This window comes from Pseudomonas sp. MPC6 (assembly GCF_006094435.1).
Lineage (GTDB): Bacteria > Pseudomonadota > Gammaproteobacteria > Pseudomonadales > Pseudomonadaceae > Aquipseudomonas.
This window is the reverse complement of record NZ_CP034783.1, coordinates 5,904,814-5,924,912: the sequence shown is the minus strand read 5'-3', so window position 1 is coordinate 5,924,912 and position 20,099 is coordinate 5,904,814. Positions and strand designations below refer to the sequence as shown.

The window sequence follows — 20,099 nt, the reverse complement described above, 5'->3', positions numbered from 1 at the left end:
AGATCGTTTTCGTGAGTAGCCATGGTCGACAAACTGACGCATCTGAAACAGCTGGAGGCCGAAAGCATCCACATCATCCGCGAGGTCGCCGCCGAGTTCGATAACCCGGTGATGCTGTACTCCGTCGGTAAAGACTCCGCCGTAATGCTGCACCTCGCGCGCAAGGCATTCTTCCCGGGCAAACTGCCGTTCCCGGTGATGCACGTCGACACCCAGTGGAAGTTCAAGGAAATGTACGCGTTTCGCGACCGCATGGTCGAAGAACTTGGCCTGGACCTGCTGGTGCACGTCAATCCCGAGGGCGTGGCACAGGGCATCAACCCGCTGACCCACGGCAGCGCCAAGCACACCGATATCATGAAAACCGAAGGCCTCAAGCAGGCTCTCGACAAGTACGGTTTCGACGCCGCGTTCGGCGGTGCCCGTCGCGATGAAGAGAAGTCCCGGGCCAAAGAGCGCGTGTACTCCTTCCGTGACACCAAGCACCGCTGGGACCCGAAAAACCAGCGCCCGGAGTTGTGGAACGTCTACAACGGCAACGTCAACAAGGGCGAATCGATCCGCGTATTCCCGCTGTCGAACTGGACCGAACTGGACATCTGGCAGTACATCTACCTCGAAGGCATCCCGATCGTGCCGCTGTATTTCGCCGCCGAACGCGACGTCATCGAGATGAACGGCACCTGGATCATGATCGACGACGAACGCCTGCTCAATCACTTGAGCGACGAAGACAAGGCACGCATCGTCAAGAAAAAGGTCCGCTTCCGTACGCTCGGCGACTACCCGCTGACCGGTGCGGTCGAGTCCGAGGCCACCAGCCTGACCGACATCATTCAGGAAATGCTCCTGACGCGAACTTCCGAACGCCAGGGCCGGGTCATCGACCACGATGGCGCAGGCTCGATGGAAGAAAAGAAACGTCAGGGTTATTTCTAAGGGGTTGTCATGTCGCACGTATCTGATTTGATCAGCGAGGACATCCTCGCCTACCTGGGCCAGCACGAACGCAAGGAAATGCTGCGCTTTCTGACCTGTGGCAACGTCGACGACGGCAAGAGCACCCTGATCGGGCGCCTGCTGCACGACTCCAAGATGATCTACGAAGATCACCTGGAAGCCATCACCCGCGACTCGAAAAAAGTCGGCACCACCGGTGACGACATCGACCTGGCCTTGCTGGTCGACGGCCTGCAGGCCGAGCGTGAGCAGGGCATCACCATCGATGTCGCCTACCGCTATTTCTCCACCGCCAAACGCAAGTTCATCATCGCCGACACCCCCGGCCATGAGCAGTACACCCGCAACATGGCCACCGGTGCGTCCACCTGTGACCTGGCGATCATCCTGATCGACGCCCGTTACGGCGTGCAGACCCAGACCCGTCGCCACAGCTTTATCGCGTCGTTGCTGGGGATCAAACACATTGTGGTGGCCGTCAACAAGATGGACATCAATGGCTTTGACCAAAGCGTGTTCGAGTCGATCAAGGCCGATTACCTGAAGTTCGCCGAAGGCATCGCCTTCAAGCCGACCACCATGGCCTTCGTGCCGATGTCGGCGCTCAAGGGCGACAACGTGGTGAACAAGTCCGAGCGCTCGCCGTGGTACACCGGCCAGTCGCTGATGGAAATTCTCGAAACCGTCGAAATCGCCAGCGACCGCAACTACACCGACCTGCGTTTCCCGGTGCAGTACGTCAACCGTCCGAACCTGAACTTCCGTGGTTTCGCCGGCACCCTGGCCAGCGGTGTCGTGCACAAGGGCGACGAAGTCGTGGTGCTGCCGTCGGGCAAGAGCAGCCGGGTGAAATCCATCGTCACCTTCGAAGGTGAACTGGAACACGCAGGTCCTGGCCAAGCGGTGACGCTGACCATGGAAGACGAGATCGACATCTCCCGCGGCGACTTGCTGGTACACGCCGACAACCAGCCGCAGGTGACCGACGCTTTCGACGCCATGCTGGTGTGGATGGCCGAAGAGCCGATGCTGCCGGGCAAGAAATACGACATCAAGCGCGCCACCAGTTACGTGCCGGGTTCGATCACCAGCATCGTCAACCGCGTTGACGTGAACACCCTGGAAGAAGGTCCGGCCAGTTCGTTGAACCTGAACGAGATCGGTCGGGTCAAGGTCAGCCTCGACGCCGCCATCGCACTGGATGGCTACGCGAGCAACCGCACCACCGGTTCGTTCATCGTCATCGATCGTCTGACCAATGGCACCGTGGCAGCCGGCATGATCATCGCTCAGCCGTTGAGCCATGGCACCAGCACCCACCACGGCAAACTGGCGCACGTCGCCACCGAAGAACGCGCCCAGCGCTTCGGCCAGCAACCGGCCACCGTGCTGTTCAGCGGCTTGTCGGGCGCGGGCAAAAGCACTTTGGCTTACGCTGTTGAACGCAAGCTGTTCGACATGGGCCGTGCGGTGTTTGTACTCGACGGCCAGAACCTGCGTCACGACCTGAACAAAGGTCTGCCACAGGATCGCGCCGGGCGTACCGAGAACTGGCGTCGTGCCGCGCACGTCGCGCGTCAATTCAACGAAGCCGGCCTGGTGACCCTGGCCGCCTTCGTTGCGCCAAGTGCCGAAGGTCGTGAACAGGCCCGGGAACTGATCGGCAAGGAGCGCCTGCTGACGGTCTACGTCCAGGCCTCGCCGACGGTCTGTGCCGAGCGTGACCCGCAAGGCCTGTACGCGGCGGCCGGGGACAACATCCCGGGCGACTCCTTCCCGTACGACGTGCCGCTGGACGCCGACCTCGTGGTCGACACCCAGTCGCTGTCGCTGGAAGAAAGCGTCAAGCAGGTGCTGGACCTGCTGCGTCAGCGTGGCGCGATCTAAGCGCTAGCTGCACTTAAAACACCCGCCGATGAGGGATCATCGGCGGGTTTTTTTGTGCCCGTAATATCGCTTTCGCTGCGGTGCGGCGATCCGACAAGCCAGTCCCCGCAGGATGCGTGTTGTCGCACCTTCATCGTACGACGCGGACCCTGTAGGAGCTGGCTTGCCAGCGAAGAGGCCGGTAAATCCAAACAAAAAATCCAACTCATACTTACAGCGCCTCTACTCCCAAAGCCAATATTTCCCATATCGAAGTAGTCCGAAAATTAAGAAGTTGTAGGAAAGTTCCTTTAGAAAGCCCTTGTGTCAGACGGCCTTACAAATAAAAAGAAACAACAGATAGGGCCTACGAAAATTTGGGAAGTATGGGTGGTTACATGTGGTCGGTCGCTAGTGATCTAATTGTTTCAGCGCCATACACAGAGAACTATCTGTCCGACATTTGCGGGGTTCATGCATGATCAAGGCTTGGATAAAGTGCACGATTTTTTTTATTATTGGCTGTTTTCTCCTGGTCGTCTGTGCGGTTTGTTGGCTTGCTTTTGAAGCTGGAAGTGCACATCAGGTGATGAGGCGTTTTGGTGGTATTGAAGTTGTTGGAGATTGGAGTGTCACTCCTTCAGGAGCGGATGATCTTTATGTCAGGGCTGTGAGCCTGAGACCTCAGCAAGACATTGTATACGACATGAGAGCACTTCAGCCATGCACGGAATACACTCGGGAATGTATGGTGCAGGAGGCTGCTGCGATCAATCTGCAGATGATAAGTACAGGTATGATACTCAAAGATGTCGACGAATTCTTCGAGAAATACAAACCAAGCGTAGAATCGTTTGACGATGGTTGTCCTGCTGTTTATGAAACGACAGCGATTATAAAAGAAAATGAGGTATTGAGCCGTCTTCCAGTAGAGCGACGTCGAATAGCCGCTCAGGAAGTAATGGAGAAAATAAAGAACGATGGAGGGCTAACATATTCACTGGTGACCCCAGAGTGTAGGAGTTTTTTTCGCGAAAAACCCTATATGGCTCGAGCGTACACTCTTTATCTAGCTCTTATCATGCACCGTGCCGAGGGGTCGTTTTCGGCTTCATGGGTGTTTTTAGCGGTACTTCCGGAAATGCGTTCAGGTGCTAGATAGGTAGCGGCAATGATTAATTGTTTCGCGTGTTACTAACAATCAAAACTGTAGTGTTCTGCCGACTCGCAGGGAAATTCTCATGCAAAAATTAGTTATCACCACGCTTCTGCTCGCTCTGGCTTCAAATATTTGTATGGCCAGCGAAGGTGAGGATCAAGCCGCCTCATTCTTCAAGATTTATTCGTCGCTTTGCCTCAAGAATCTTTTCAAACTTGAGGAACTGAGAGAAACGCTGAAACCTATGCCAAAGCTTCCGCCTGAAAAGGCAGAACTGTTTCTGGCAGGTAAACCCGGGGATGCTTGGCCTGTTCCAGACAAATACGCAACAGTCGTACTTACCTTGCTGAAGGGGAAGAGTTTCTGCGCAGTTTATGTCCGCAAGGCAGACCCTGATGCTGCGATAAAAATGTTTACTTCAATGGCCGCAAGTGCGCCATTTCCGATAAAAGTGAAACTGCTAAAGAATGAAACAAGGCAAACCATCGTGAATGGACAGATTAAAACTATTTCATACGAATGGTCAGCTCCAAACGCGAAGAGTGGAATGATGTTTACTCTCACGACAGCCTCTGCCGATTTCGCACAAATTCAAGTGCTCGGTTCCGCAGCGGTCGTCAGACTACGACATTCACCCGAGCTTCTGCAGGACATGAACAAATAGCCGAGTAGGCGTGAAATGGAGTGTTGTCGGAGGTCAGGGGTTGCCGTCAGCATGAGCTGCGCTGTATCGCTCCTTCAAGTCTGAAGGAGCGAATTTCACCCTCACTCACTTCCGAACCGGATACTCCCGATGCATCTGCTCCAGCAGCGCATCCTTATCCAACCACAACTGATTGATCCACCCCTGAAACTGCAATCGATACTCCCCATCCTGCTCATAATTCTTGCCGATAAACTCCGGCGGAATCTTCACCTCCTGGAAGTGCACCACCACATCCTTCACGTTCCCGCAGAGCAAATCCCAATACCCCGGACGTCCCCCCGGGTAGTGAATCGTCACGTTGACGATCGACTCCAGCTGCTCGCCCATCGCATCCAGAACAAACGCGATGCCACCGGCCTTGGGCTTGAGCAGGTACTTGAACGGGGATTTCTGCTGCGCATGTTTGGCTTCGGTAAAGCGCGTGCCTTCGACGAAATTGAAAATGCCCACCGAGTCATGGCGGAACTTCGCACAGGTCTTGCGCGTGGTTGCCAGGTCCTTGCCTTTCTTCTCCGGGTGCTTTTCCAGGTAGGCCTTGGAGTAGCGCTTCATGAACGGAAAGCCCAGCGTCCACCAGGCCAGGCCAATCACCGGGACCCAGATCAGCTCCTGCTTGAGAAAGAACTTCAGCGGCTGGATGCGCCGGTTGAGCACGTACTGCAGCACCATGATGTCGACCCAGCTCTGATGATTGCTGGTGATCAGGTACGAGTGGCGATAGTCCAGGCTTTCGAGACCGCTGAGGTGCCAGCGGGTGTGGCAGACCAGGTCCATCCAGGCTTTGTTGTTGCTGATCCAGGCTTCATGGGTATGGCTCATCAGCCAGCGCGTGAAGCGCTGGGCGAGGGCGAAGGGCAATACCTTGAAGATCGCCACGCAGAACAGGAACGAGCACAGCAGGATGGTATTGAGTGCCAGCAACAACGATGCAATCACGCCGCGTACGGCGGCAGGCAGGAAATCGAGCATTTAAAGGTCCACAGGTCGGTTGGCCGCTTGAATCGCGGTCAACGCGATGGTGTAGACGATGTCATCGACCTGGGCGCCGCGGGGCAGGTCGTTCACCGGTTTGCGCAGGCCTTGCAGCATTGGCCCGAGGCTGACGCAGTCGGCGCTGCGTTGCACGGCCTTGTGGGTGGTGTTGCCGGTGTTGAGGTCGGGGAACACGAACACCGTGGCGCGACCGGCCACCTGGCTGTTCGGCGCCAGTTGCCGGGCGACGGTTTCGTTGGCGGCGGCGTCGTATTGCAGCGGGCCGTCGATCAGCAGCGAGTGCTGTTGTTCATGGGCGAGCAACGTGGCCTCGCGCACCTTCTCGACTTCTTCGCCGCTGGCCGATTCCCCGCTGGAGTAGCTGATCATCGCCACGCGCGGGGTGATGCCGAATGCGGCTGCCGAATCGGCGCTTTGCAGGGCGATCTCCGCCAGTTCGCTGGCGCTCGGGTGCGGGTTCATCACGCAGTCGCCGTAGACCAGCACCTCTTCGGGAAACAGCATGAAGAACACCGACGACACCAGGGTGCAGCCCGGCGCGGTCTTGATCAGCTGCAGGGCCGGGCGGATGGTGTTGGCGGTGGAGTGAATGACCCCGGACACCAGGCCATCGACTTCATCCAGCGCCAGCATCATGGTGCCGATCACCACGGTGTCTTCCAGTTGTTGCTCGGCCATTGGCGCGTTCAGGCTTTTGGTCTTGCGCAGCGCCACCATCGGCTCGACGTACCGCTCGCGGATCAGGTCCGGGTCGAGAATCTCCAGCCCCGGCGGCAGCTCGATGCCCTGGGCGCGGGCCACGGCTTCCACGTCCGCGGGTTTGGCCAGCAACACGCAGCGGGCAATGCCGCGCGCCTGGCAGATCGCCGCGGCCTGCACGGTCAACGGCTCGCTGCCTTCGGGCAGGACGATGCGCTTGTTGGCGGCCTGGGCGCGCTGGATCAGTTGATAGCGGAACACCGCCGGCGACAGGCGCATTTCCCGTGGCGTGCCGCAGCGCTGGTGCAGCCAGTTGGCGTCCAGGTGGCTGGCGACGAAATCGGTGATGATCTCCGCACGTTCGCGGTCGTCGATCGGGATTTCCTTGTTCAGGCCGTTCAGCTGGTTGGCGGTGTCGTAGGAACCGGTGCTCACCGACAACACCGGCAGGCCCGCCTGCAACGCACCGCGACACAGGTCCATGATGCGCGGGTCGGGCAGGGTGTCGCTGGTCAGCAGCAGGCCGGCCAGGGGCACGCCATTCATGGCCGCGAGGCTGACGGCGAGGATGATGTCGTCGCGATCGCCGGGGGTCACCACCAGCACGCCGGGCTTGAGCAGCTCCACGGTGTTGCGCATGGTGCGGGCGCAGATGATGATTTTGGTCATGCGCCGGGTTTCGTAATCACCGGCATTGAGGATCTGCGCGCCCATCAGGTCGGCGACGTCGCGGGTGCGCGGCGCGTTGAGTTCCGGCTGGAACGGAATGCAGCCGAGCAATCTGAAATCGCCGCTACGCAGCAAAGGCGAGTGTTCCTTCATGCGCGCGGCGAAGGCTTCCATGCTTTCGTCGGTCTTGACCTTGTTGAGGATCACGCCGAGGACTTTCGGGTCTTTCGGTCCGCCGAACAATTGCGCCTGCAGTTCCACCCGGCCGGACAGTTCGGCCAGCACTTCGTTTTCCGGGGCAGAGACCAGGATCACGTCGGCGTCGAGGCTTTTGGCCAAGTGCAGATTGACCCGTGCGGCATAACTGGCGCTACGGGTCGGGACCATGCCTTCGACGATCAGCACGTCCTTGCCGATGGCGGCCTGCTGATACAGGGTGATGATTTCTTCGAGCAGCTCGTCGAGCTGGCCGTCGCCGAGCATGCGCTCGACATGGGCCAGGCCCAAGGGCTGCGGCGGTTTCAAGCCGTGGGTGCGGGCCACCAGTTCGGTGGAGCGTTCAGGCCCGGTATCACCCGGATGGGGCTGGGCAATCGGTTTGAAAAAGCCGACCTTGAGGCCGGCCCGCTCAAGGGTACGCACCAGCCCGAGGCTGATGGAGGTCAGACCCACACCAAAATCGGTGGGTGCGATAAAAAAAGTCTGCATGCGAATTCTCTGGGGGTGCATGGCAATGGTGACAACTTATGACGGGTCGTCTACCGAATTTCAGTCGTCAAGGTTATCGCTTACAGAGCCTTGTGCACACCAACCGCAAGCAAAGGGCTGGCCTATTTTTTCATTGCGCAGCAAAGGGTTCAGCACCCAGGCCCGGGACTGCCACGGTGGCTGGTGGCGCAGGTGCTGAGTGTGGCCGCAGGAAAGCTCGGCCACCCAGTGGCCGTCTTCGTCCTGATGGAAGCCTGTAACAGTCGAGCCTTTCGCTGCGGTCCGTCTGTCCGGGTTGTGTTCGCTTTCGGGCGATTGCTTCGCTAAACTGGGTCTTTCAATATTCTTATGCAAAAGGTCTCGCCCCATGCTGATCGCCGCCAATAAGGCTGTCTCCATCGACTATACCCTGACCAACGACGCTGGTGAGGTCATCGACAGCTCCGCCGGCGGCGCGCCGCTGGTCTACCTGCAAGGCGCAGGCAACATCATTCCAGGCCTGGAACGGGCCCTGGACGGCAAGGCAGTCGGTGACGAACTGACGGTCGCCGTAGAACCTGAAGATGCCTACGGCGAGTACGCTGCCGAACTGGTCAGCACCCTGAGCCGCAGCATGTTCGAAGGCGTCGACGAACTGGAAGTGGGCATGCAGTTCCACGCTTCCGCGCCGGACGGCCAGATGCAGATCGTCACCATTCGCGATCTGGATGGCGACGACGTCACCGTCGACGGCAACCACCCGTTGGCCGGTCAGCGCCTGAATTTCCAGGTCAAGATCATCGACATCCGTGATGCCAGCCAGGAAGAAATCGCTCATGGCCACGTCCATGGCGAAGGTGGCCATCATCACTGATTTTCTGCGCTAAGCTTTCGAGTACTGGAGAGGCGCCCGAGGGCGCCTTTTTAGTCCGCGGCTGTCCTTGATGGCACCGCCAAGTGGCTGTTTTGAGAAGAACGGGAATCTGGAGTTCGTCATGAGTGCTTTTCACGACCTTAAATTGACAGCCCTGGATGGTCAGGAGCTACCGCTGGCACCCCTCAAGGGGCGCGTCGTGCTTGTGGTCAACGTCGCCTCCAAATGTGGTTTGACCCCACAGTACGCGGCGCTGGAAAACCTTTATCAGAAATACGAAGCCAAGGGTTTCAGTGTGCTGGGCTTGCCGTGCAACCAGTTTGCCGGGCAGGAACCGGGCACCGAGCAAGAAATCCAGGCGTTTTGCGAACTCAACTATGGCGTGACCTTTCCGTTGTCCAGCAAGCTGGAAGTCAACGGCCACGATCGCCATCAGTTGTACCGTCTGCTGGCGGGCGAGGGCGCCGAGTTCCCGGGTGACATCACCTGGAACTTCGAAAAATTCCTGCTCGGCAAGGATGGACGCGTGCTCGCGCGGTTCTCGCCGCGTACACCGCCGGATGATCCTGCGGTCGTCCAGGCGATCGAAAAAGCCCTGGGCTGACATCTCTTTGTAGGAGCTGGCTTGCCAGCGATGTACCTGAGAACGCCGCGCAGTATCAGGCTCGCAGCGTTATCGTTGACGACCATCGCGTGTAGGAGCTGGCTTGCCAGCGATGTGCCTGAGAGCGCCGCGCAGTATCAGGCTCGCAGCGTTATCGTTGACGACCATCGCGTGTAGGAGCTGGCTTGCCAGCGATGTACCTGAGAACGCCGCGCAGTATCAGGCTCACAGCGTTATCGTTGACGACCATCGCGAGCAGCTCGCTCCTACATTATTCATACCTTTTGAACCTTAATCACCGCAATCAATAGTGCTGTTCAATCTGTCGCGCGCTCAATATTATACTCGTCATAAAATATTTCCTCGTGGAGCGCCCCCATGCCCGTCAAAGCCCTGTTCAAACCGTTCCACCTCGGCACCCTCGAACTGCCGACCCGGGTCGTCATGGCCCCGATGACCCGCTCGTTTTCGCCGGGCGGCGTACCCAATTCCAAAGTGATCGAGTACTACCGTCGTCGCGCCGCCGCCGGCGTCGGGTTGATCATCACCGAAGGCACCACCGTCGGGCACAAGGCGTCCAACGGCTACCCGAACGTACCGCACTTCTACGGTGAAGCAGCATTGGCCGGCTGGAAGAAAGTCGTCGACGCAGTCCACGCCGAAGGCGGCAAGATCGTGCCTCAGCTGTGGCATGTCGGCAGTGTGCGCCGCATCGGCACCGAGCCGGATGCCAGCGTGCCGGGTTACGGTCCGTCGGAAAAACTCAAGGACGGTCAGGTCGTGGTTCACGGCATGAGCAAACAGGACATCCAGGAGGTGATCGCTGCGTTTGCCCAGGCGGCCAAAGACGCGCAGAGCATCGGCATGGACGGCGTGGAAATCCATGGTGCCCACGGCTATCTGGTCGACCAGTTCTTCTGGGAAGGCAGCAACCAGCGCACTGACGAATACGGCGGTAGCCTGGCCAGCCGTTCGCGTTTCGCCATCGAACTGATTCAGGCGGTGCGTGCAGCGGTCGGTGAAGGGTTCCCGATCATCTTCCGTTTCTCCCAGTGGAAGCAGCAGGATTACACCGCGCGCCTGGTGCAAACCCCGCAAGCGCTGGGCGAGTTCCTCAAGCCATTGTCCGACGCTGGCGTGGACATTTTCCACTGCTCGACGCGCCGTTTCTGGGAGCCGGAATTCGACGGTTCCGAACTGAACCTGGCAGGCTGGACGCGCAAGCTCACCGGCAAGCCGACCATCACGGTCGGGAGTGTCGGCCTGGATGGCGAGTTCCTGCAGTTCATGGTCAACACCGACAAGATCGCCCAGCCGGCCAGTCTGGAAAAACTGCTGGAGCGGTTGAACAATGATGAGTTCGATCTGGTGGCGGTGGGGCGTGCGCTGCTGGTGGATCCGGATTGGGCGCAGAAAGTGCGGGACGGGCGTGAAGAGGACATCCTGCCGTTCAGTCGTGAGGCGTTGATGACATTGGTTTAAGCGGCGCCTGGAAGGGCCTCTTCGCTGGCAAGCCAGCTCCTCAGGGTTCCGGGTGTTCACATATCATGTGGTCGCCACAATCCTGTAAGAGCTGGCTTGCCAGCGAAGACGGCCTTAATGTCAGCAAAAATTCAGGGCATGGTCGGTGCATTAGGCACCACCAACTCCCCCACGCAAGCCCCCCGCAACTGCCCCTCGAACTGCTCGATAATCGCCGCCCATCCCTGGCGACTCGCATGCTGCCGCGCATTGAGCCGCACGCAGCGCAAGGTCTCCTCCTCCTCGAGCAACCACACCGCGGCATCGCAAAACGCCTCTTCATCCCCCGGCATCGCCAGTACGCCGTTGTAGCCATGGCGAATATGCTGAGCGGCCGCGGCCATATCGTAGGCCACCACCCCCAGCCCCGAAGCGAGCGCCTCAAGCACCACATTGCCGAAGGTTTCGGTCAGGCTCGGAAACAGAAAAAGATCCGCCGACGCATAGTGACTGGCCAAGGCTTCGCCGCGTTGCGAGCCACAGAAAATCGCCTCGGGCAGTTCCTTCTCCAGAATCACGCGTTGCGGCCCGTCACCCACCACGATCAACTTGATCGTACGCTTTGGATAAGCCGCTTTCAGCGCATCAAAACTGCGCCTGAGCAAACCGGTATTCTTCTCCGGTGCCAAGCGTCCTACGTGGATGACGGCGATGTCGTTCTCCGCCAGTCCCCACTGTTCGCGCAGTGACTGCAGCCGTTTGGCCGGATGAAACAACTGGCTGTCGACACCTCGCGACAACAGCGCCAGGCGCTCGAAATGCCGACGTTCCAGCTCCAGGCGCTGGCTGATGCTTGGCACCAGGGTCAGGGTCGAACGGTTGTGAAACCAGCGCAGGTAGTGGGTCAGCAGGCGCGTCAGCAAGCCCAGCCCGTACTGGCTGGTGTATTGCTGGAAATTGGTGTGAAAGCCGCTGACTACGGAGATCCCCAGGCGCCGTGCCGCGCGCAATGCGGACAGTCCCAACGGTCCTTCCGTGGCGATGTACAGCACGTCCGGCCGATGGCGTTTCCAGCGGCGCAGCAACTTGTGCATCGATGACTGCCCCCATTGCAAACCGGGATAACCCGGCAGCGGCCAGCCCCGGCACAACAGCAATTCATCGTCGCTGCCCAGCTGCTCGTCGCCCACCTGTCGCGGCCGCACCAGTTCCACCTGGTGCCCGCGCGCACGCAGGCCGTCGCACAAGCGGCCGAGGGTGTTGGCCACGCCGTTGATTTCGGGAGGAAAGGTTTCGGTGATCAGAGTGATATGCAGAGCTGTCGTCATGACCCCAGTATCGGCTGAGGCCATGTCGTCATTGTGGCGGTTTGATGATGGATTTGTGACCCGCTCAGCCCTGGACCACCAGGTTTTCCGCGCCGCGCTCACGGACCCAGAACAGCGTCGCCCCCGCCACGGCGGCCGGCATCATCAGGATGTTGACCACCGGGATCAGCAGCACCAGGTAAACGCTTCCGCCGAAACTCATGCTCTGCCAGCGTTTCTGCCGCAGCCAGGCGAGCATTTCGTTCCAGCCCAGCTTGTGGTTATCCGCCGGGTAGTCGATGTACTGGATCGCCATCATCCACACCCCGAACAACAGCCACAGCGGCGCGGCGATGATGTTGACCACCGGGATGAACGAGAGGATGAACAAGCCGATGGCGCGGGGCAGGAAGTAGCCCAGCTTGCGCATTTCCCGGGCGAGGGTGCGGGGAACCATGGCAATCAGTTCACCCCAACTGAAGGCCGGGAAGTCGTCGGTGCCGCGCACCACCACTTCGACTTTCTCCGCCAGGAAACCGTTGAACGGCGCGGCGATGACATTGGCGAGCATGGTGAAGGTGAAAAACACCATCAACACCACCAGCACCACGAACAGCGGCCAGAGGACATAACTGAGAAAGCTCAGCCATTCAGGCAGGGACGGCATCAAGGTCTCGACCCACAGGCTGAATTGATGGCTGGCCAAATAGATCAATCCGACGAACAGCACCAGGTTGATCGCCAGCGGCAACAAGACGAACAAGCGCAGGCTGGGGCTGAGGACCAGCCGGAGGCCTTCGCGCAGGTATTGCGGGCCGGACAGAACGGGGGCGGGCATATCGAGCTCCGAGCAAAGGGGAAACGCGCCGACCTTACCGGCTTTGCCTGACAGGCGAAAGCGTGGCGGTGACATCGACATTAACAGTAACAAAGGCGTCTATATCTGCACCGTGACTGGATAGAGACCGCCTATGAGCTGGATTGTTAAACCGTATTTCCTTAATCTTCGCCCCCTCGATACGCTGCACCCATTCTTTTTACAGGATTGTCGAGCCAAGCCTTCCCCAAGTGCTTTCAACGATCCTTTTTTATTCCCGCCGGCAACCCGGCGTTCCGCGCCAGGTATTCCAGGCCGGTCAACAGGAGCAGGTCATGTCTGAAGTCCGTCATTCGCGAGTGATTATTCTCGGTTCCGGCCCTGCCGGTTACAGCGCCGCCGTCTATGCCGCCCGTGCCAACCTCAAGCCTTTGCTGATCACCGGCATGCAGGCCGGCGGTCAATTGACCACCACCACCGAAGTCGACAACTGGCCGGGCGATGTCCATGGCCTGACCGGCCCGGCGCTGATGGAGCGCATGAAAGAGCACGCCGAGCGCTTTGAAACCGAGATCGTCTTCGATCACATCAATGCCGTGGACTTCGCTGCCAAGCCATACACCCTGACCGGCGACAGCGCGACCTACACCTGCGACGCGCTGATCATCGCCACTGGCGCCAGCGCCCGTTACCTCGGCTTGCCGTCGGAAGAAGCGTTCATGGGCAAAGGCGTTTCGGCCTGCGCGACCTGCGACGGTTTCTTCTATCGCAACAAGCCAGTGGCCGTGGTCGGTGGCGGCAACACCGCTGTCGAAGAAGCGCTGTACCTGGCGAACATCGCCAGCACTGTGACCTTGATCCACCGTCGCGAAACCTTCCGCGCCGAGAAGATCCTGATCGACAAGCTCAATGCCCGGGTGGCCGAAGGCAAGATCGTCCTGAAATTGAACTCGACCCTGGACGAAGTGCTGGGCGACAACATGGGCGTGACCGGTGCTCGCCTGAAGAACAACGATGGCAGCTTCGACGAGCTGACTGTCGACGGTGTGTTCATCGCCATCGGCCACACCCCGAACACGTCGTTGTTCGAAGGCCAGCTGACGTTGAAAGACGGTTACCTGGTGGTGCAGGGCGGCCGTGACGGCAACGCGACGGCCACCAGCCTGGAAGGTATCTTTGCCGCCGGTGACGTGGCTGACCACGTTTACCGTCAGGCCATCACCTCGGCCGGCGCCGGCTGCATGGCGGCACTGGATGCCGAGCGTTACCTCGATGATCTGCAGAACGCCAAGTTCTGATTTCGTCGCCATGAAAAAACCGGCTTCGGCCGGTTTTTTTGTATCCACGACAAGTGCGCGTCCACCACATCTCCTGTAGGCGCTGGCTTGTCGGATCGCCGCACCGCAGCGAAGGCGTCCGTTCAGTCGAAAAATTTTCCAGCTGACCCACCGCTTTCGCTGGCAAGCCAGCTCCTACACGGATTGTGTTGGCCGCGTCGATTGCGTTCAGCCGCGCAACCGCTCCTGGACAAAATCCATCACCTTCAACGATTGGTAAATCGCATTCGCCGCAACCCGTCCGAATGGCCCCCCGTTCCAGTCCAGCAGGTACGGCTTGAACAACTCATGCCGCGCCGTTTCCCCACACACCGCCTCGGCAATCACCCGGCCGCCAATCGAGCCGGTGTTCAAACCATGGCCACCAAACGAGGTGCAGGCCCAGACGCCTGGTTCGAGCATTCCCAGGTTGGGCATTTTGTTGGTGGAGTAACCCATCAGGCCAGACCAGGCCAGTTCGATGTTCACCGGCGCCAATTGCGGATAGACCGAAACCATGTCCGCCTTGAGCATCGCCGCCAGCGCGTGTTCGTTCTGTTCGTTGCGGGTGGTGATGCGTCCGCCCCACAGCAGGCGATCGCCTTCGACGATGCGGTAGTAGTCCGAAGCGCGGCGGTCGTCGGAAAACGCGGCACCGGAGTCGAGGATGGTTTTGATCGAGTCGCCCAGGTGTTCGGTCAGCACCACGTAGGTCGCGATGGGCAGGTAGGCGCGGCTGAGTTTTTGCAGCTCCGGGCCGCCGTAGCCACCGGCGCAGAACACCAGGTCCTGGCAGTGCACGGTGCCGTGGGCGGTCTGGACGATTTTGTCGGCGCCTGCGCGACGCCAGGCGAGCATTTTCGATTGTTCGAAAATCCGTCCCCCACTCGCTTCGATGGCCAAGGCCAGGCCCAGGCAATAATTCAGCGGGTGGAAGTGCAGGGCATTGGGGTCTTCGACCCCCTGGAAATAGCGCGAAGTGTGCGCCCGTTCGCGGACTTGGGCGGTGTCGAGGTAGTTGAGCGAGTAGCCGAAGTCCCGGCGCATGCTATCGATATGGCTTTTCACGCCAACGCTGTCGTCGTAGCGCTTGACCCGAATCGTACCGGCGGATGGATCACAACCGGACAGCGCCAGTTCGGCAATGTTGCGCCGGACGATTTCCACGCCTTCGACCGACATCTGGAACAGCGCCTTTGCGTGTTTCAGTCCAAGTTTCTTGCGGATCGCCCCCGAACCTTCGGCCCAGCCCGGTGAGACGACCCCGCCGTTTCGACCGGACGCGCCCCAGGCGACTTGATGGGCTTCAAGGATGATCACGCGTTTGCCGCGTCGACTCAGTTCCAGGGCGGCGGTCAGGCCGGCAATCCCGGCGCCGATGATGCAGACGTCGCAGATTTGATCGGCGTTCAGTTCAGGCCTGGTTGCGCGGGGCAGCGAGGTTTGGGAATACCAGGTGGTGGGGAAGGACATGGTCAATCCTTGAGAAACTGTTTTTTTGTAGGAGCGAGCTCGCTCGCGAAAAACGCAGGGGCGCCGCGTGCATTCAGACTGCCTGCGTCATCGTTGACGTCCTTCGCGAGCGGGCTCGCTCCTACAGGGGGCAGGTGTTTAGTTGACGGTTGAATAATCCACGCCATACCACTTGTTCGACAGCTTGGTCAGCGTGCCGTCCTTGTGCATCGCGCCGATGATTTCACTCAGCTTGGCCTTCAACTCCGGGTCACCCTTGTCGGTAGCAATCGCCAGCGGTTCGTAGAACACGATGCTGTTGTCGACGGCCCGCAGCGGGTAATTCTTTTTGATCGCCGCTTCCAGGGTGCTGCGTTGCGTGAGGATGCCATCAAGACGAACGCCGTCGCCCAGACGCAAGTCATCCAGCGGGCCGAGGGAGCCGGCATAGGTTTTCATTTTCTTGGTCTGCACGTCATAAACCACAGGCGGCACGTCAGTGGTTTCGATGGCCAGCGCCTGGCTGAAATAGTCCTCGGAGGTGGTGCCGCCTTCGACGCCGATGGTCTTGTCATTGAGCGCTTTGTGGTCGGTCAACGCCGATTTGGTATGGACAGCAAACACATACGGCACGTAGTAATAGGTCGCGGGGAAGTCGAGGATCCGCGCGCGACTTTTGGTGGCGGTCATCGAGCCCACCGACATGTCCCAGCGCCCGTTCCACTTGCCCGCGGTGATCACGTCCCAGTCAGGGGTGATGAATTTGACCTCGACCCCCAGACGCTTGGCGATCTCCTTGGAGACGTCGATATCGAACCCGTCGATTTCATTCTTGTCGTTGATAAAACCCTGGGGTGGCCAGGTCGCCGACGTGGCGACGGTCATGGTCTTGCTGCTCTGGATCTTGTCCAGGACGGCGCCGGCGTTGGCGGCGCCGATGAACGCCAGCGAGAGTGCGGCGGCTAACAGGTGTTGTTTGCTGATCATGTCCATCTCCACTTATCGTTATTGTTTTGGGGCGGCAAAGCGGTGCTCAGTGACCAATGATCTGTGACAGGAACTGTTGTGCGCGTTCGGTCTGCGGGTTGTTGAAAAATTCGGCGGGGGTGGCTTGCTCGATAACCTGGCCCTGGTCCATGAACAGCACGCGGTCGGCGACCTTGCTGGCAAAACCCATCTCGTGGGTCACGCAAATCATGGTCATGCCATCGGTGGCCAATTCGCCCATCACGTCCAGCACTTCGTGGACCATTTCCGGGTCCAGGGCCGAGGTCGGCTCATCGAACAGCATGACCTTGGGTTTCATGCACAGCGCCCGGGCAATCGCCACGCGCTGTTGCTGACCCCCCGACAATTGCGACGGGTATTTGTCGGCATGCTCGGCTATGCGCACCCGCTCCAGGTACACCTGGGCGCGTTTTTTCGCCTCGGCGGACGACACGCCTTGCACCAGTTGCGGGGCCAGGGTCAGGTTGTCCATCACGCTCAAATGCGGGAACAGGTTGAAACTCTGGAACACCATGCCGATTTCCCTGCGCACGGCGCTGACACTTTCCGCCTCGCTGGTGAGGGTGATGCCGTTGACCTGAATCTGGCCTTTCTGGAAGTTCTCCAGGTGGTTGATGCAGCGAATCATCGTCGACTTGCCTGAGCCCGAGGGGCCGCACACCACCAGGATTTCTCCGGTGGCGACGGTCAGGTCGACATCGCGCAAGGCGTGAAAATTGCCGTACCACTTGTTCAGGCCAGTGATGGAAATCATGGAAGGGCTGGTCTGCGCAGCAGGTACCAGGTCGGGCAGTTCAGCGGTATTGGTCCGAGTCATCAGCCATTCAACCCCTTGCTATGGATCGATTGACCCGTTTTTCGATCCGCGCCTGCACCCGTTCAAGGATGAACGACAGCGCCCAGTAAATCATCGCGGCGGTGATCAGCATTTCCAGGTGGCGGAAGTCCGCGCGGCCCTGGGTCTTGGCCAGGTACATCAGTTCCCAGACGCCGATCACCGACACCAGCGAACTGTCCTTGAGCATGGCGATGAACTGGTTGCCGGTGGGCGGGATGATCACCCGCAAGGCTTGCGGCATGATCACCCGGCTCAGGGTCTTGAACGGGTTGATGCCCAGCGCCCGGGAAGCTTCCCACTGGCCAACCGGAATGCTCTGGATGCCTGCGCGAAAAATCTCGGTCATGTAGGCGCCGTAACACAGCGACAGCGCAAGAATGCCCGCCGGCACCGCGTCGACCACATAACCGAGCTGCGGCAGTCCCAGGTAAATCAGGTAGATCTGGATCAGCAACGGCACGCCGCGAAAGAACGAGGTGTAGAACGAGGCGATGGCATTGGCCAGGCCGTTGTTCGACAGCTTGGCCACGGCACCGATCAATGCCAGGACGAAGGCAATCACAATCGCGATGGCGGAAATGTACAGCGTGGTGGCAGCGCCCTGGATGATCAGGAAGCCGATCTTGTCGAGGATGAAACTGTAGGACAGGTCGAAGGTGTCGAAGAACGCCAGGAACAGGATCAACAATTCGATCCAGACCACGGTGGTCTGCACCTTGAACTTCAAGCGCCCGAGGACGTGGAAGTTCAGCGTGCCCAGTGCGGCGATGCCCAGGCCGATGGCGATATTGCGTGCGGTCAGGCTGTCCGGGGCATTGCCCAGCAGCGGATGCAGGAAGTGACTGAGGGCGCTGTTACCCAGGTTCATCAGGTAGGAGCCGAGAAACAGCACCACGGCGACGCCAAGCAGGAATTGAGGATCGTTGGACTTTTTCTTATAAATTATATTGTCGTGATACATGACGACCTCAGGTGTGTAGGTGGCAGTGATCTCGCTTGATGAACGGGGGGTTGACTGATCCAAACGCTCAGGTGATCTGCTTTTTGTAGGAGCCGGCTTGCCGGCGAAGGCGTCCCCAAGATCGCCTGCGCCAAGTCGGATCGACGCATTGCTAGCGCCTGCAGCAAGGTCTTTAGCCAGTATTGCGGCGCATTTTCAGGGACCGCAAGCGAACATAATTCGCTACGTCAGTCCCTGATCGTAGTTTGCTTTTCAGGAAAGCCTGGCGAGGCATGCCTCAAGAATGTCCAGTCCTTCCTCCAGCACCGCCGCTTCAGTGGTCAGCGGTGCCAGGAGCCGGATGATGTGGCGCGACTTGCCGCTGGGCATCAGCAGCAAACCCGCGTCGCGCGCCAACGCCAACAGTTGCGTCAACTGCGCCGATGCCGGAGTGCCGTCGGCATTGATCAGCTCGATGCCGCGCATCGCCCCGGCGCCGGTCAGGCGACCCAGATACGGCGACAGCTTGCGGGTGCGCCAGGCTTGGTAGCGGCTGACAATCGCTTCTTCCTGTTGCGCACCCCAGGCGTGCAGATGCGCGTCGGTCATTTCGTCGAGCGTCGCCAATGCCGCGGCGCAGGCAATGGGATTGCCCGAGTATGTGCCGCCCAGTCCGCCCTTCGGCAACGTGTCGAGCAGCGCCTTGCGCCCGACCACCGCCCCCAGCGGCACGCCACCGGCGATGCTTTTGCCCAGCAGGATCAGGTCCGGCTCGATGCCCAGTCGCGAGAACGCAAAGCGTTGCCCGGTGCGACCGAAGCCGGACTGGATTTCATCGGCGATCAACAGGATGTTCTTGTCATCACAGAAGCGCCGCAGCACCTGGGCGAACTCCACGTCCATCGCCAGGAAGCCCGCTTCGCCCTGCACCGGTTCGACGATAAAACAGGCCACGTCCTCGACGTCGATTTCGACGCTGAACAGGCGCTCCATGGCTTTCAAGGCCTCGGCGCAGCTCACGCCGTTGTCTTGACTGGGGAAGGGCAGGTGGTACACCGGACCCGGCAACACGCCGACTTTCTGTTTGTAGGGCGCGACTTTGCCGTTGAGGTTGAGCGTGGCCAGCGTGCGGCCATGGAAGGCGCCATCGAAAGCAATGATGGCGGTGCGGCCGGTGGCGCCACGGACGATCTTCAGGGCGTTTTCCGCCGCTTCCGCGCCGCTGTTGGTCAGCATGCCGCTCACCGGATAGTCCACCGGGATAAACGCGGCGAGACGATCCATCAGTTCGATGTAGGGAACATGAGGCGCGGCGTTGAACGCGTAGTGGGTCAGTCGCGTGGCCTGTTCACGGATGGCTTCGACGATGCGCGGATGGCAATGGCCGAGGTTCAGTACGCCGATGCCGCCGACAAAGTCGATGTAGCGTTTGCCGTCGGTGTCCCAGACCTCGGCGTTCTTGCCGTGGCTGAGGGTGATGGGGTGCACGATGTTGATCGACCGGCTGATGGTTTCGCTGCTCATGAATGCCTGACTCTGAAGAAGGGATGCTTCTTTTTATCTAAGCCGTGAGCAGCGGTACCCGGCAAACGAAATAAAGTCGCCGGGTCAATCTTAAAAGTCGGGATGTGGTTTGCGCGCTATGCAAATCATCCGGACAACGCAGAACCTTGTAGGCGCTGGCTTGCCAGCGAAGGGGCCCTCGAGTCGTGTATCGCCCTTGAGGACGCCTTCGCTGGCAAG

18 protein-coding genes are annotated in these 20,099 nt (G+C 59.6%); 8 read left to right on the top strand and 10 right to left on the bottom strand.

Features of this window, described 5'->3' with window-relative positions; translation table 11 throughout:
* Positions 1-21 precede the first annotated feature (21 nt).
* The 4 genes from cysD (at position 22) to ELQ88_RS29565 (ending at position 4,649) form a co-directional block, all read left to right on the top strand.
* Positions 22-939, top strand: a complete 918-nt coding sequence (gene cysD, locus ELQ88_RS29580) for a sulfate adenylyltransferase subunit CysD (protein ID WP_064679702.1) — start codon at positions 22-24, stop codon at positions 937-939.
* A gap of 9 nt (positions 940-948) precedes the next feature.
* Positions 949-2,847, top strand: a complete 1,899-nt coding sequence (gene cysN / locus ELQ88_RS29575) for a sulfate adenylyltransferase subunit CysN (RefSeq protein WP_128872990.1) — start codon at positions 949-951, stop codon at positions 2,845-2,847.
* Between the two features lie 457 nt (positions 2,848-3,304).
* Complete coding sequence (locus tag ELQ88_RS29570; RefSeq protein ID WP_138969095.1) at positions 3,305-3,988, top strand: hypothetical protein; 684 nt, start codon at positions 3,305-3,307, stop codon at positions 3,986-3,988.
* A 79-nt stretch (positions 3,989-4,067) separates the two neighbouring features.
* Positions 4,068-4,649 (top strand): hypothetical protein, encoded by a 582-nt coding sequence (locus ELQ88_RS29565; RefSeq protein WP_138969094.1) that lies wholly within the window; start codon positions 4,068-4,070, stop codon positions 4,647-4,649.
* Between the two features lie 105 nt (positions 4,650-4,754).
* Here the strand turns inward: ELQ88_RS29565 and ELQ88_RS29560 are convergent, their stop codons facing one another.
* Genes ELQ88_RS29560 through ELQ88_RS29550 form a run of 3 tightly spaced genes read right to left on the bottom strand, consistent with a single transcriptional unit; the run spans position 4,755 to position 8,159 of the window.
* The gene (locus ELQ88_RS29560) at positions 4,755-5,660 is read right to left on the bottom strand and encodes an acyltransferase (protein WP_138969093.1); all 906 of its coding nucleotides are present in this window, start codon (positions 5,658-5,660) and stop codon (positions 4,755-4,757) included.
* A complete protein-coding gene (gene pta, locus ELQ88_RS29555; protein ID WP_128872985.1) occupies positions 5,661-7,760 on the bottom strand; it encodes a phosphate acetyltransferase in 2,100 nt (699 codons plus the stop codon).
* A gap of 60 nt (positions 7,761-7,820) precedes the next feature.
* Complete coding sequence (locus tag ELQ88_RS29550) at positions 7,821-8,159, bottom strand: DUF3565 domain-containing protein (protein ID WP_128872984.1); 339 nt, start codon at positions 8,157-8,159, stop codon at positions 7,821-7,823.
* Between ELQ88_RS29550 and ELQ88_RS29545 the strand changes: the two genes are divergently transcribed.
* The 3 genes from ELQ88_RS29545 to ELQ88_RS29530 all read left to right on the top strand — a co-directional run bounded on the left by ELQ88_RS29545 (position 8,128) and on the right by ELQ88_RS29530 (position 10,699).
* Positions 8,128-8,613 (top strand): peptidylprolyl isomerase, encoded by a 486-nt coding sequence (locus ELQ88_RS29545; RefSeq protein WP_138969092.1) that lies wholly within the window; start codon positions 8,128-8,130, stop codon positions 8,611-8,613. The genes ELQ88_RS29550 and ELQ88_RS29545 overlap by 32 nt on opposite strands.
* 121 nt (positions 8,614-8,734) lie before the next feature.
* On the top strand, positions 8,735-9,217 hold the full coding sequence (locus ELQ88_RS29540; protein WP_138969091.1) for a glutathione peroxidase: 483 nt from the start codon (positions 8,735-8,737) through the stop codon (positions 9,215-9,217).
* 378 nt (positions 9,218-9,595) lie between these two features.
* Positions 9,596-10,699 (top strand): NADH:flavin oxidoreductase, encoded by a 1,104-nt coding sequence (locus ELQ88_RS29530; protein ID WP_138969090.1) that lies wholly within the window; start codon positions 9,596-9,598, stop codon positions 10,697-10,699.
* Between the two features lie 131 nt (positions 10,700-10,830).
* Here ELQ88_RS29530 and ELQ88_RS29525 read toward each other — a convergent pair whose 3' ends face one another.
* On the bottom strand, positions 10,831-12,030 hold the full coding sequence (locus ELQ88_RS29525; protein ID WP_138969089.1) for a glycosyltransferase family 1 protein: 1,200 nt from the start codon (positions 12,028-12,030) through the stop codon (positions 10,831-10,833).
* A gap of 40 nt (positions 12,031-12,070) precedes the next feature.
* Positions 12,071-12,823, bottom strand: coding sequence for a sulfate transporter CysZ (cysZ, locus tag ELQ88_RS29520; protein WP_138969088.1), 753 nt, complete (start codon positions 12,821-12,823; stop codon positions 12,071-12,073).
* A gap of 314 nt (positions 12,824-13,137) precedes the next feature.
* Between cysZ and trxB the strand changes: the two genes are divergently transcribed.
* Positions 13,138-14,100, top strand: coding sequence for a thioredoxin-disulfide reductase (gene trxB / locus ELQ88_RS29510; RefSeq protein ID WP_138969087.1), 963 nt, complete (start codon positions 13,138-13,140; stop codon positions 14,098-14,100).
* Between the two features lie 207 nt (positions 14,101-14,307).
* On the opposite strand, the gene ELQ88_RS29505 is transcribed toward trxB, so the two are convergent.
* From ELQ88_RS29505 to ELQ88_RS29485, 5 genes are all read right to left on the bottom strand, one after another.
* Entirely contained in the window at positions 14,308-15,591 is a 1,284-nt protein-coding gene (locus ELQ88_RS29505) for an FAD-binding oxidoreductase (RefSeq protein ID WP_138969086.1), read from the bottom strand.
* A 138-nt stretch (positions 15,592-15,729) separates the two neighbouring features.
* On the bottom strand, positions 15,730-16,557 hold the full coding sequence (locus tag ELQ88_RS29500) for a transporter substrate-binding domain-containing protein (protein WP_128872977.1): 828 nt from the start codon (positions 16,555-16,557) through the stop codon (positions 15,730-15,732).
* Positions 16,558-16,603: 46 nt separating this feature from the next.
* Complete coding sequence (locus ELQ88_RS29495) at positions 16,604-17,395, bottom strand: amino acid ABC transporter ATP-binding protein (RefSeq protein ID WP_275938799.1); 792 nt, start codon at positions 17,393-17,395, stop codon at positions 16,604-16,606.
* A gap of 7 nt (positions 17,396-17,402) precedes the next feature.
* Positions 17,403-18,377 carry an amino acid ABC transporter permease gene (locus ELQ88_RS29490; RefSeq protein WP_064679683.1) on the bottom strand — a complete coding sequence of 325 codons (975 nt, stop codon included), beginning with the start codon at positions 18,375-18,377 and terminating at the stop codon, positions 17,403-17,405.
* A gap of 252 nt (positions 18,378-18,629) precedes the next feature.
* Positions 18,630-19,880, bottom strand: a complete 1,251-nt coding sequence (locus ELQ88_RS29485) for an aspartate aminotransferase family protein (protein ID WP_138969085.1) — start codon at positions 19,878-19,880, stop codon at positions 18,630-18,632.
* Positions 19,881-20,099: the final 219 nt, after the last annotated feature.